Below are 12,538 nucleotides of genomic sequence, written 5' to 3' on the forward strand. Positions count from 1 at the left end.
CACCCCCCAGGTCATCCCATCGACAGGGGGCAACAGTCATGCCGGGCCCGGAGGCCAGCGGCCCTCTTGCAGGACCGCGAAAAACATAACGGGGCGATCCGTGCCCGAGGGCCGCCGGGGTGTCCAGTCGGCCGTCCCCCGCGCGCCTCGCCCGCCGCCGGCGTCGGCTCGAAGTCCTCCACCCGTCACTTGCGGCGGTTGGTGGTGACGGCGACCTCGGGGACGAAGGGGACGGAGTGCCGTGAGTGATCATTCCTAAGAGGGAGGGCCGCCTCTACACTTACCGTCGGCGGACTCGCGGGCGGTGAGGGGCGGTTGACGGTGCGTAAGGCATGGATCGTGGTGATCTCCGCTGTCGGCGCCGGACTCGCGTTCGTCATGCTGCTGGTCGTCGGTGTCTACCTGGTCGCCGGGAACCTCGCCAACGGGGTCGGAGGAAAGGCCGTCGGGCTGGCCAAGGGTGCCGTGCCGGCGGCGTACCAGTCGCTGGTGCAGAAGTGGGGCAATCTGTGCGACGCCATCAATCCGGCGTTGCTGGCCGCCCAGCTGTACCAGGAGAGCGGGTTCAACCCGAAGGCGCAGAGCCCCGCGGCCGCCCAGGGCATCGCGCAGTTCATCCCGGGGACGTGGGCGGCGCACGGGCTGGACGGTGACGGGGACGGCGACCGTGACGTCTGGGACCCGAATGACGCGATTCCATCGGCCGCCTCGTACGACTGCAAGCTCGCCTCGTACGTGAAGGACGTCCCCGGTGATCCGACCGCGAACATGCTCGCTTCCTACAACGCGGGCGCGTACGCCGTCATCAAGTACGGGGGTGTCCCGCCCTACAAGGAGACCCAGAACTACGTCAAGACGATCACGACGCTGTCGGAGAGCTTCGCCGCGCCCACGAGCCGCGTCGACCCGAGCGAGCAGGCGGCGGGAGCCATCGCGTACGCCCAGAAGAAACTCGGCACGCTCTACCTCTGGGGCGGTAACGGCACCGCTGACCAGGGCGGACGTTTCGACTGCTCGGGTCTGACGAAGGCGGCGTACGCGAGCGTCGGGATCACGCTGCCGCGCGTCGCGAACGATCAGTACAACGCCGGGCCGCACCCGTCGCGGGGTGAACTCCTGCCGGGCGATCTCGTCTTCTTCTCCGACGACCTCACCAACTCCCGCGCCATTCGGCACGTCGGTATTTATGTGGGGGGCGGATATATGATCAACGCCCCGCGGCCGGGCGCGGTCATCCGGTTCGACCCGATTGACACCCCCGACTACTTCGGGGCCACCCGGGTCACCGAAGATGGCGCGAAAGCGCTGCCCAAGACTGTCTGACGGGGCCGTAATTCTCCGTGAACCCCTGCCCTGAGCTGCGGCGACGCGTCTCTCTTCGATAACGTCTGCGTGATCATTCAGTGGAGGGTGGAACGCATTGGAGAGAAGTGTGCGTTCCTATTTGACGTAGCGCGTTGACGCCTACGTACACCACGGGGGTGGCAACAGCGCGGCGCACGTACGGGTGCGGTCGCGAGGACGATGACGAAAGGGCCGCAGCACGATGGCTGGACTCGCCGCGCATGCCGCACTTGCCGCTGATTCCGGATCCAATCCCGACGTCGAGCTGCTGTATGACATCAATGGCCTGGCCAAGGACGCCCCGACCTGGCTCGACCGGGTCATGGAGTTCGTCGGCGAGTACGGCCTGCTGTTCGCCATGGTGCTGCTGATCCTGTGGTGCTGGTGGGGCGTGCGCAGGCGCGGTGGCGAGGACGCGGCCTCGTCCGTGGCCGCGCTGGTGTGGGCGCCGCTGGCCGCCGGTGTCGCCGTCCTGATCAACGTGCCGATACGCGGGTTCGTCGAGCGGCCCCGGCCCTTCCTCGACCACGAGGGGCTGGAGGTGCTCGTCTCCGGCAAGACCGACTACTCCTTCGTGAGCGACCACGCGACCCTGATCATGGCGATGGCGGTCGGACTCTTCGTCGCCAACCGGAAGTTCGGCCTGGTCGGCCTGGTCATCGGGTTCCTCGGCGGCTTCATCCGGGTCTACATGGGCGTGCACTACCCGACCGACGTGATCGGCGGCTTCGCGCTCGGCACCGCCGTCGCCCTGCTGCTCTCGCCGCTCGCCATGGCGCTGCTGACGCCGGTGATGAAGGCGATCGAGCGGTCGCCCCGGGTGGGGTGGCTCGTCCGGGCGCGCGGGCGTGACGGTCAGCGCGCGGTGATCCCGGGCGCGCGGGTCGAGGCGTCCTCCACGGAGGAGCGGGACCTGGCGGCGTAGCCACGACCGCCCGGCTCGGCGCGACCGAACGGCCCCCTCACCGCGTGCCGGTGAGGGGGCCGTCGTCATGGGACCGCCGTGGCCCCCGGGAGCGCTACAGGGCCTGCGGGAAGGTGAAGAAGCGGTTCGGGTCGTACTTCTTCTTCAGAGTGGTCAGCCGGGCGGCCGCGTCGCCGTAGTACGCCTTCTTCCAGTTCGTGAGCGTGGGGTCGGTGTAGTTCTGGTAGGCGGCGCCGGAGGCGTGGCGGGCCATCGACTTGTGGGCGGTGTTCAGCCAGGACTGGGCGGCCGTGCCGGAGGTGCCGGGCTTCCAGGAGGCGATGTACTGGGCCAGCATCCGCGAGCGGCGGTGGACGAAGGCCGTCGCGGTCGGCGAGACGCGGTTGACCTGGCCGCCGAGCGCGGTGAGGGCGATGCTGCCGGCGCCGCCCTTGACGCCGGTGATCTGGGTCAGCAGGGTCTGGATGCCCGCCGAGGAGATCGAGCGGTCGAAGAAGTCCGAGCGGGCGGCGTACGTCTCGCGGCCCAGCTTTCCCTTGGGGGACCGGCCGGGCGTCGTGCCCGGCAGATGGCACTGGGCGTCCTCGGCGAAGGACCCGCAGCCCGCGTAGCCCTCCATGGCGTCCTCGTAGGTGCGGCGCTTGAGGGAGACGCTGCGGGCCGGGGCGCCCACCCGGTCGGCGAGCCGGTCGACGGCGTTCTGGAGCTCGCCGTAGGTGCCGAGGGAGAAGGCGGCGACGGAGACGGTCGGGGTGCCGCCGGCCGACTTCGCGATGTGGCAGGACGACCAGATCTCGTCGGCCTGGGTGGGGCCCCACTCCTGCCATGCCTTCAGGACGGCGGCGGCCCGGGACCAGGGCCAGGTGAGGTACGCGGTGACGCCGGCCGGGGCCGCGTGGGTCTTGAAGCGGAGTTCGGTGACCACGCCGAAGTTGCCGTTGCCGGCGCCGCGCAGGGCCCAGAAGAGGTCCGTGTTCGTGGTGGCGTTCGCGACCAGCTGCTTGCCGTCGGCGGTGATGAGGGTGGCCTGGGTGAGGCTGTCGCAGGTCAGGCCGTAGGCGCGGGACGTCACACCGTGGCCGCCGCCGAGGGTGAGACCGGAGACGCCGACGGTGGGGCAGGAGCCGGCGGGGATGGTGACGCCCTTGGCGGCGAGCGCGCGGTAGACGTCGATGAGCTTCGCTCCCGCGCCGATGACGGCCTCGCCGCCGGAGGCGCGGACCTTGCTGAGCTTGGAGACGTCGATGATCAGCCGGCCGTTGCCGGAGGACCAGCCGGCGTAGGAGTGGCCGCCGTTGCGTATCGCGACCTTGAGGTCGTGGGCCCTGGCGTAGGCGAGGGTCGTGCGGATGTCGTCGGGGTGGGCGACATAGGCGACGGCGGTGGGCTTCAGGGTGTCGAAGCGGGTGTTGTAGAGCTGGCGGGCCGTCGTCCACGCCTTGTCACCGGGGCGGATCAGCGGGCCGTCGAGGTCCCGGGCGAGGGCGGACCAGTTGGCCGCGCCGGGCTTCCCGCCCGCGCCGGTGACCGTCGTCGTGGTCGTGAGGAGGGAGGCGTTCGTGGCCGTGGCCGAGGCGTCGGAGCCGCCGCCGGAGGTGCAGGCCGAGGCGGTCAGTGCGGTGAGTGCGGCCGCACCGCCGCCGATGAACGTACGCCGTTCCATGTGCGCCTCCCGGTGCGCCGCGAGCTGGGGTCGTCTGACGAGACGGGGGTTGGCGGGGGTCGGGTTCCCTCCGTCCGGGAGTGTGTTCGGGGTGCCGGCTGGATCGGGGTGCCTGTGGATCGGAGCGCCCATGAACTCGGGTGCCCGATGTCGTCGCGGGTGTGCGCGGGCTCGGTGATTTCCCGCGCGGTTCCCCGGGCCCCCTGCCCGGTCCGGGTGGACGTGTCTGGTATGCGTGGAGTTTCCTTTTCTCGAAGGATTTCTCCACCTGTGAAATTGCAGAGATGCCGGTCGACCCCCGCACCGCAGGGTGCCGGTGCGGGCGGGTGTTCCGTCCAGAGGGCGGCGGGCGCCGTAAGCATTCCGTTACCTCACCGCACTGTCGGCAGGGGTTCACTCGCCGTTCACTTCCGTCCATCGGCGGCTTCACCTGATCTGCCTAATTTCGGCCTTACCCGGTGCGGGGTGCGGGCCGAGAACGGCCCATACACCCCGTGACGACAGCAGCCTGAGGGACGACAGGCGCCCGCGAGGGCAGTCCTGAGGCTGATACGACGACTTCGCACGCCGCCATGTGGACGGCGGCTCCTGGAAGGAACCCCCGAAAGTGAAGCTTCAGCGCAAGAACCGGCTGCGCGCCCTTTCCCTCGGTGCTGTCGCCGTCACCGGCGCCCTGACCCTGACGGCCTGCGGCTCCGACGAGACCGGCAACCCGGCCGACGGGGGCTCCTCGCAGGCGGCCAACAGCAAGATCGACTGCGGCGACGCCAAGGGCCAGCTGCTGGCCGACGGCTCCTCCGCGCAGAAGAACGCCATCGACGCCTGGGTCAAGCAGTACACGGCCTCCTGCAAGAGCGTCCAGATCAACTACAAGGGCAGCGGTTCGGGCGCCGGTATCACCGCGTTCACGCAGGGCCAGGTCGCCTTCGCCGGTTCCGACTCCGCGCTGAAGCCGGAAGAGGTCACCGCCTCCAAGGAGGTCTGCAAGGGCGGTCAGGGCATCGACCTGCCGATGGTCGGCGGCCCGATCGCGGTCGGCTACAACGTCCCGGGCGTCGACAGCCTGGTCCTGGACGCCAAGACCCTCGCGCTGATCTTCGACAGCAAGATCACCAACTGGAACGACAAGGCCATCAAGGCGCTCAACCCCGACGCCGAGCTGCCCGACCTCAAGATCCAGCCGTACCACCGCTCGGACGAGTCCGGCACCACGGACAACTTCACCAAGTACCTGATCGCCGCCGCGCCCGACAACTGGAAGTACGAGGGCGGCAAGGCCTGGCAGGCCAAGGGCGGCCAGTCCGCGCAGGGCTCCTCCGGTGTCGCGCAGGGCGTCAAGGAGACCAAGGGCGCCATCTCCTACATGGAGCTCTCCTACGCCAAGGACGGCATGAGCACGGTCGACATCAAGACCGGCGCCACCGAGCCGGTCAAGGCGACCGTCGAGAACGCCACCAAGGCCATCTCCGAGGCCCAGGTCGTGGGCACCGGCAAGGACCTCGCGCTGAAGCTGAACTACACGCCGACCGCCGAGGGCGCGTACCCGATCACCCTCGTCACCTACGAGATCGTCTGTGACAAGGGCAACAAGGCGGACACCCTGCCCGCCACCAAGTCCTTCCTCACCTACATCGCCTCCGAGGACGGTCAGGGCCTGCTCGCCGACGCCGGCTACGCCCCGATGCCCGAGGAGATCATCACCAAGGTCCGCAGCACCATCTCGGGCCTGAGCTGATCCGCGTGCGGCCCAGCCCCGACCGGGACTGGGCCGCACCGTCCGGTGCACCGCCGCCAGGAGCCGTTCCGCCACCGCGGACGGCTCCGCCCCGAGTCGCCGTCCGCACGACGACGGCTCCGCAGACCGGAGAACCTGATGGACATATCCACGACCAAAGACACTCCCCTCCCCTCCACACCGCCGCCGCCCGCCGCGGAGGAGAAGCGCGCCGCCCGCGGCGCCACCCGCCCCGGCGACCGGATCTTCCTCGGCCTCTCCCGCGGCTCCGGCATCTTCCTGCTGGCGATCATGGCGGCCATCGCCGTGTTCCTCAGCTACCGCGCCGCGCTCGCGATCAGCAAGGACGAGGGCAACTTCTTCACCACCTTCGAGTGGAACCCCACCGGCAACCCGCCGGTCTTCGGCATCGCGGTCCTGGCCTTCGGCACCATCGTGTCGTCGATCATCGCGATGGCCATCGCGGTCCCGGTCGCCGTCGGGATCGCCCTGTTCATCACGCACTACGCCCCGCGCAGGCTGGGCGGCCCCATCGCGTACGTGGTCGACCTGCTCGCCGCCGTGCCGTCCATCGTGTACGGCCTCTGGGGCGCCCTCGTGCTCGTACCGCAGCTCGACGGCCTCTACGGCTGGCTGAACGACTACCTCGGCTGGACCGGCATCTTCGAATGGCAGGGCGGCGCCCCCCGTTCGATGCTCACCGTCGGCATCCTGCTCGCGATCATGATCCTGCCGATCATCACCAACGTGAGCCGCGAGGTCTTCCGCCAGGTCCCGCAGATGCACGAGGAGGCCGCGCTGGCCCTCGGCGCCACCCGCTGGGAGGTCATCCGCATGGCGGTCCTGCCCTTCGGGCGCTCCGGCGTCATCTCCGCCTCGATGCTCGGCCTCGGCCGCGCCCTCGGCGAGACCATGGCCGTCGCGATGGTGCTGTCCTCCAGCTTCGAGATCAACCTCAGCCTGCTCGACCCGGGCGGCGGCACCTTCGCCCAGAACATCGCCAGCAAGTTCAGCGAGGCCACCGAGATGGGCCGGGACGCGCTCATCGCCTCCGGTCTGGTCCTGTTCGTCATCACCCTGCTGGTCAACGGCGCGGCCCGCCTGATCATCGCCCGCCGCAAGGAGTTCTCGGGGGCCAACGCATGAGCAACGCAACTCTCACCGACAAGCGCCCCAGCTCCCTGCGCGCCGCGTCCCTGCCCAAGTGGTTCTCCTGGGCGGTCGCCGCCGCCTCCGTCGCCCTCGGCCTCGGCATCTCCGCCGCCCTCGGCCTGGAGAGCTCCATCCAGTGGGCCCTGATCGCCGGCGTCCTCTTCGTCGCCGGGACGTTCGGCATCGCCGCCCGCGTCGAGGGCAAGCGGCAGGCCAAGGACCGGGTCGCCACCAGCGTCGTCTGGGTCGCGTTCCTCCTCGCCGTCGTCCCGCTGGCCTCCCTCGTCTGGGAGACCGTCAGCCGCGGTGTGAAGGTCCTCGACATGTACTTCCTCACCCACTCGATGGGTGTGGTCGCCGACACCGAGCCGGGCGGCGGTATCTACCACGCCATCCTCGGCACCCTGGAGCAGGTCGGCCTCGCCACCCTGATCTCCGTGCCGATCGGTGTGCTGACCGCGATCTACCTGGTCGAGTACGGCCGTGGCAGGCTCGCCAAGGCCGTCACCTTCTTCGTCGACGTCATGACGGGTGTCCCGTCGATCGTCGCGGGCCTGTTCATCCTCAGTACCTGGATCCTGATCCTGGACATGGGCCCCTCCGGTTTCGCCGGCGCGATGGCGCTGACCATCCTGATGCTGCCGGTCGTCGTCCGCTCCACCGAGGAGATGCTCAAGCTCGTCCCGAACGAGCTGCGCGAGGCGTCGCTGGCGCTGGGCGTGCCGAAGTGGCGCACGATCCTCAAGGTGGTGCTGCCGACCGCGATCGGCGGCATCACGACCGGTGTCATGCTCGCGGTCGCCCGTATCGCCGGTGAGACCGCCCCGGTCCTGCTGCTGGTGTGGGGTTCGAACTTCATCAACGCGAACCCCTTCTCCGACCCGCAGGCGTCGCTGCCGATGTACATCTACCTGCAGTACGCCAACAGCGGCGGCTCCGGAGCGGCGTACGACCGTGCGTGGGCGGCGGCCCTGACGCTCATCGCCTTCATCATGATCCTGAACCTGGCGGCCCGCGGCATCGCCCGCTGGAAGGCCCCGAAGTCCGGTCGCTGACGCGGCCATACAGCGACCAGAACCCAGCGAATTCCCCGCGAATTCCTCGCGAAAGAAGCAGTGATTCACATGGCCAAGCGAATCGACGTCAGCGGCCTCAACGCCTATTACGGCTCCTTCCGGGCCATCGAGGACATCTCGATGACCGTCGAGCCCCGCACCGTGACGGCCTTCATCGGCCCCTCCGGCTGCGGCAAGTCCACCTTCCTGCGCACCCTGAACCGGATGCACGAGGTCACGCCGGGTGGCCGCGTCGAGGGCAAGGTCATGCTCGACGACGAGGACCTGTACGGCGCCGGGGTCGACCCGGTGTCGGTGCGGCGTGAGGTCGGCATGGTCTTCCAGCGCCCCAACCCGTTCCCGACGATGTCGATCTACGACAACGTGGCGGCCGGTCTGAAGCTCGTCGGCAGCAAGAAGAAGTCCGAGATGGACGACGTCGTCGAGAAGTCCCTCAAGGGCGCCAACCTCTGGAACGAGGTCAAGGACCGCCTGAACAAGCCGGGCTCCGGTCTCTCCGGCGGCCAGCAGCAGCGGCTCTGCATCGCCCGCGCGATCGCGGTCGAGCCGAAGGTGCTGCTCATGGACGAGCCCTGCTCGGCCCTGGACCCGATCTCCACGCTCGCCATCGAGGACCTCATCGGTCAGCTGAAGGAACAGTTCACGATCGTCATCGTGACGCACAACATGCAGCAGGCGGCGCGAGTCTCGGACCGCACGGCGTTCTTCAACCTGGCGGCCGTCGGGCAGCCGGGCAAGCTGATCGAGATCGACGACACCGAGCGGATCTTCTCCAACCCGTCGGTGCAGGCCACGGAGGACTACATCTCCGGCCGCTTCGGCTAGGCCGGTCTCCTCAGGAACCCCTCGTGGTGCTGCATGGCGGTGCCGCCACGAGGTAGGTAAAGGGCCCGTCCCCCGGCTCCCGGGGGACGGGCCCGTGCCCTTGTGGGCGGGTGTTCCCGTCAGGGCGGTGGTTCCGTCAGAGGACCGCCAGGTTCACGATCCAGAAGCTGGCCGCGGCCACGAGGGCGGCCGCCGGCATGGTGATGAACCAGCCGAGGACGATGTTCTTGGCGACGCCCCAGCGGACCGCGTTCACCCGCTTCGTGGCACCGACGCCCATGATCGCCGAGGTGATGATGTGGGTCGTGGAGATCGGCGCCTTGAAGATGAAGGCCGTGATGAACATGATCGACGCGCCGGTGGTCTCGGCGGCGAAGCCCTGCGGCGGGTCCAGCTCGATGATCTTCCGGCCCAGGGTGCGCATGATGCGCCAGCCGCCCGCGTAGGTGCCGAGGGACAGCATCACGGCACAGGCGATCTTCACCCAGATCGGGATCGGGTCGCCGTAGTCCTCGACGTCCGCGATGACCAGGGCCATCACGACGATGCCCATCGTCTTCTGGGCGTCCTGCAGACCGTGGCCGAGGGCCATGCCGGCCGCCGACACGGTCTGCGCGATACGGAAGCCGTGCTTGGCCTTGTGCGGGTTGGCGCGGCGGAAGATCCACATGATCGCCGCCATCACCAGGTAGCCGACGACCAGGCCGACCACGGGGGAGACGAACATCGGGATGACGACCTTCTCCAGCACGCCGGACCAGTAGACCGTCGTGCCGCCCGCCAGCGCGGCCCCCACCATGCCGCCGAACAGCGCGTGGCTGGAGGAGGACGGCAGGCCGAAGTACCAGGTGATGAGGTTCCAGGTGATCGCGCCGACGAGGGCCGCGAAGAGGATGCCCATCCCCTTGGAGCCCTCGGGGGTGGAGATCAGCCCCTCGCTGACCGTCTTGGCGACGCCGCTGCCCAGGAACGCGCCCACGAGGTTCATGACGGCGGCCATGGCGAGGGCCGCGCGCGGGGTGAGCGCACGCGTCGAGACCGAGGTCGCGATCGCGTTCGCGGAGTCGTGGAAGCCGTTGGTGTACGTGAAGAAGAGCGCGACCCCGATGGTCACGACCAGAGCGAAGGTGTCCATGAAGGGCTCAGGACTCCTTGACCGCGATGGTCTCCACCGTGTTCGCCACGTGCTCGAAGGCGTCCGCCGCCTCCTCCAGCACATCCACGATCTGCTTGAGCTTCAGGACCTCGATGGCGTCGTACTTGCCGCTGAAGAGATAGGCGAGCAGCTTGCGGTGGATCTGGTCCGCCTGGTTCTCCAGCCGGTTCACCTCGATCCAGTACTCGGTGAGGTTGTCCATCGTGCGGAGGTTCGGCATCGCCTCGGCCGTCAGTTCGGCCGCGCGGGACAGGACCTCGATCTGCTGCTCGACGCCCTTCGGGAGGTCCTCGATGTTGTAGAGGACGACCAGGTCGACGGCCTCCTCCATGAAGTCCATGATGTCGTCGAGGGAGGACGCGAGGGAGTAGATGTCCTCGCGGTCGAACGGCGTGATGAACGAGGAGTTCAGCTGGTGGAAGATCGCATGGGTGGCATCGTCACCGGCGTGCTCGGCTGCCCGCATGCGCTCCGCGATCTCGGCCCGGGCAGACGTGTCCGCCCCGAGCAGTTCCATGAGGAGCTTCGAGCCGGTGACGATGTTGTCCGCGGAGGCGGCGAACATGTCGTAGAAGCTCGTCTCCCTGGGGGTCAGACGAAAGCGCACAAGGGGTCCTCGGGGTGCATCGGTTTCGGTCAGGCTGATGCTAAGTGCATCATCCGGCCACGGCTAATGGGCCGTCCCCCAGTGTCGCCCATCGGCTACAGCGGTCGGCAGGGGGGCCGCCCGGAGGCCGTATACCCGCCAAAGTTCGATACGATATACCCAGTAGGGGTATATGTCTGGAGGACGCGATGACGACCACCGGGGCCGGCGCGGGAGCGCCCTCCGTCGCAGATGCCGTGGAGCCGCCCGTCGTGACCGACCACGACCATGGAATCCACGGTTATCACCACCAGAAGGACGAGCATCTCAAGCGGCTGAGGCGCATCGAGGGCCAGATCCGTGGGCTCCAGCGGATGGTCGACGAGGACGTCTACTGCATCGACATACTCACGCAGGTCTCCGCCTCCACCAAGGCCCTGCAGTCCTTCGCGCTGCAACTGCTGGAGGAGCACCTGCGGCACTGCGTGGCCGACGCGGCCCTCAAGGGGGGCGCCGAGGTCGACGCGAAGGTGGAGGAGGCCACGAAGGCGATCGGCCGGCTCCTGCGGACCTGAGCGTCCGCCCGCCGGCCCAGGTGACCGGATTTCGGCCACCGCCCGCGTCCCCGGACGCCCTCCCGCGCCGGGAGCGGGCGGCGGGCCGCGCACCACGGCCGGGGGTTACGGGGTGTCCTGGGCGCGTTCCTCCCACACGCGGAGGACTTCGTCGATGCGGTCGGGGCTGAGGCGGTCCCCGTCGGTGGCCGAGGCGGCGATCATGAGTTCGCCGCAGAGCTCGATCTCGGCGAGGGCCACGTGGTCATGGACCGCCGTACCGCCTGCCGGAGCCACGCGCATCACCTCTTCTCCGCCGTCACCGACCTCCTAGGGTAGGCAGCGGCCCACAGGCCGCGCATGGCACCAACGGACCATTTCCGGCCCCGCGCGGCCCCCGAGGGACCTACTCCTCGGCGATCTTCCCGGCGTAGATGTCCTGCGGCCGTGGCAGCCGTACGGCGACGTGGACACCGAAGTCGTACAGCAGGGTCGTCGAGGCGACGGCCACCGTGTCCTGCTGCCGGCCGTTGACGAAGCTGAACCGGTGGCGGACCTTGCGGATCCGTCCCTCGTCGTCGAGGTACGCGTCGAAGGGGACCCTGGCCGTGGCGAACCCCCGGGCCGCGGCGCGCAGCGGGGCCCGGTTGCCCTCGGAGGCGGCGCGGGAGGCGGCGGTGAGGTCGGCGGTGCCGCGGTAGTGGCGGACGGGGATGCCCTCGACCTCGGCCCGCCCGACGTAGGTCGCGGTACGTGTGCCGCGCAGGACCTCGGCGGCGGCGAACGGGTCGGTGGCGCCGCCGGTGACCAGGTTGCCGTCGGAGAGGGTGCCGGTGTCGACGCGGACCCACTTGTCGGGGGGAACACCGGCGCCCCGGTTCTTCATGAACAGGGCGCCGGGGGCGAGGAGTTCGGTGATGGGGCGGTGCTCGCTGGTGCCGGCGGGGTCCTGCGGCAGCAGCACCTTGAGCCGGCCGAGCTGTCGGCCGTAGTCGTAGACGCCCTCCCCGTGGATGGTGACCCGGGTGCCGCCGGTGGCCATCTCCATCTCCGTACGGGTCTTGGAGCTGCCCGCGCGGACGAGGGCGGGGGCGGCGCGGTGGAGGAGGCCGACGGGGTCGGAGGGGGCGGCGTCGTCCCCGGGGCCGCCGGGGGCACAGCCCAGGGGGGAGACCACCAGTCCCGCCGCGACGACCACCGAGCCCGCTCTGCTGTGCCGCCGCGTCACCATCGCCCGCAAACCCCCTGGCCGGTCCGTACCGGGTCCTCCTGTCGTCCGGTTAACGACGGGTAGGGGAGGTCGTCACGCGGGGTGCCCCCGGCACGTGCGGGGCGGGAGTTGGGGAGTCGTTCACCTGACGTGGGTAACGTCATCGTGTGGCACAGCACGACGAGGCGGTATTACCGCAGGAGCACCGCACGACGACCGTCGAACAGGGCCGATTCTGCGTGGCCCGCTGCATCTGTGGATGGCGGGGTCCGGCGCGCAGAGCCCGCAGCCTGGCCCGCACCGACGCCGAGG

General features: G+C 69.4%; 12 protein-coding genes. 7 read left to right on the forward strand and 5 right to left on the reverse strand.

Annotation, left to right across the window (positions count from 1 at the left end; translation table 11 throughout):
• The first annotated feature begins 315 nt into the window (after positions 1 to 315).
• Together ACZ4Z2_RS22875 and ACZ4Z2_RS22880 are read left to right on the forward strand one after the other, a co-directional pair.
• Entirely contained in the window at positions 316 to 1,323 is a 1,008-nt protein-coding gene (locus ACZ4Z2_RS22875) for a C40 family peptidase (protein ID WP_468078496.1), read from the forward strand.
• Between the two features lie 223 nt (positions 1,324 to 1,546).
• Positions 1,547 to 2,269, forward strand: coding sequence for a phosphatase PAP2 family protein (locus ACZ4Z2_RS22880; protein WP_468078497.1), 723 nt, complete (start codon positions 1,547 to 1,549; stop codon positions 2,267 to 2,269).
• A gap of 94 nt (positions 2,270 to 2,363) precedes the next feature.
• Here the strand turns inward: ACZ4Z2_RS22880 and ACZ4Z2_RS22885 are convergent, their stop codons facing one another.
• A complete protein-coding gene (locus ACZ4Z2_RS22885; RefSeq protein WP_468078498.1) occupies positions 2,364 to 3,932 on the reverse strand; it encodes an FAD-binding oxidoreductase in 1,569 nt (522 codons plus the stop codon).
• A 607-nt stretch (positions 3,933 to 4,539) separates the two neighbouring features.
• Between ACZ4Z2_RS22885 and pstS the strand changes: the two genes are divergently transcribed.
• From pstS to pstB, 4 genes are all read left to right on the forward strand, one after another.
• Positions 4,540 to 5,667 carry a phosphate ABC transporter substrate-binding protein PstS gene (pstS, locus tag ACZ4Z2_RS22890; RefSeq protein ID WP_468078499.1) on the forward strand — a complete coding sequence of 376 codons (1,128 nt, stop codon included), beginning with the start codon at positions 4,540 to 4,542 and terminating at the stop codon, positions 5,665 to 5,667.
• 138 nt (positions 5,668 to 5,805) lie between these two features.
• Entirely contained in the window at positions 5,806 to 6,813 is a 1,008-nt protein-coding gene (gene pstC, locus ACZ4Z2_RS22895; RefSeq protein ID WP_468078500.1) for a phosphate ABC transporter permease subunit PstC, read from the forward strand.
• Positions 6,810 to 7,874: a phosphate ABC transporter permease PstA gene (gene pstA / locus ACZ4Z2_RS22900; RefSeq protein ID WP_468078501.1), complete on the forward strand. Its 1,065-nt coding sequence runs from the start codon at positions 6,810 to 6,812 to the stop codon at positions 7,872 to 7,874. The genes pstC and pstA overlap by 4 nt, the downstream gene beginning before the upstream one ends.
• A gap of 69 nt (positions 7,875 to 7,943) precedes the next feature.
• Entirely contained in the window at positions 7,944 to 8,720 is a 777-nt protein-coding gene (gene pstB / locus ACZ4Z2_RS22905; RefSeq protein ID WP_468078502.1) for a phosphate ABC transporter ATP-binding protein PstB, read from the forward strand.
• 136 nt (positions 8,721 to 8,856) lie between these two features.
• On the opposite strand, the gene ACZ4Z2_RS22910 is transcribed toward pstB, so the two are convergent.
• Together ACZ4Z2_RS22910 and ACZ4Z2_RS22915 are read right to left on the reverse strand one after the other, a co-directional pair.
• Positions 8,857 to 9,855: an inorganic phosphate transporter gene (locus tag ACZ4Z2_RS22910; RefSeq protein WP_468078503.1), complete on the reverse strand. Its 999-nt coding sequence runs from the start codon at positions 9,853 to 9,855 to the stop codon at positions 8,857 to 8,859.
• 7 nt (positions 9,856 to 9,862) lie between these two features.
• Positions 9,863 to 10,483: a DUF47 domain-containing protein gene (locus ACZ4Z2_RS22915; RefSeq protein ID WP_468078504.1), complete on the reverse strand. Its 621-nt coding sequence runs from the start codon at positions 10,481 to 10,483 to the stop codon at positions 9,863 to 9,865.
• Positions 10,484 to 10,671: 188 nt separating this feature from the next.
• Between ACZ4Z2_RS22915 and ACZ4Z2_RS22920 the strand changes: the two genes are divergently transcribed.
• Positions 10,672 to 11,037 carry a metal-sensitive transcriptional regulator gene (locus tag ACZ4Z2_RS22920; protein ID WP_468078505.1) on the forward strand — a complete coding sequence of 122 codons (366 nt, stop codon included), beginning with the start codon at positions 10,672 to 10,674 and terminating at the stop codon, positions 11,035 to 11,037.
• Positions 11,038 to 11,142: 105 nt separating this feature from the next.
• Here the strand turns inward: ACZ4Z2_RS22920 and ACZ4Z2_RS22925 are convergent, their stop codons facing one another.
• Together ACZ4Z2_RS22925 and ACZ4Z2_RS22930 are read right to left on the reverse strand one after the other, a co-directional pair.
• Positions 11,143 to 11,313, reverse strand: coding sequence for a hypothetical protein (locus ACZ4Z2_RS22925; protein ID WP_468078673.1), 171 nt, complete (start codon positions 11,311 to 11,313; stop codon positions 11,143 to 11,145).
• A 109-nt stretch (positions 11,314 to 11,422) separates the two neighbouring features.
• Positions 11,423 to 12,247 (reverse strand): SCO4651 family lipoprotein, encoded by an 825-nt coding sequence (locus ACZ4Z2_RS22930; RefSeq protein ID WP_468078506.1) that lies wholly within the window; start codon positions 12,245 to 12,247, stop codon positions 11,423 to 11,425.
• Between the last annotated feature and the right edge of the window lie 291 nt (positions 12,248 to 12,538).

This window comes from Streptomyces sp. NPDC030183, assembly GCF_055573455.1.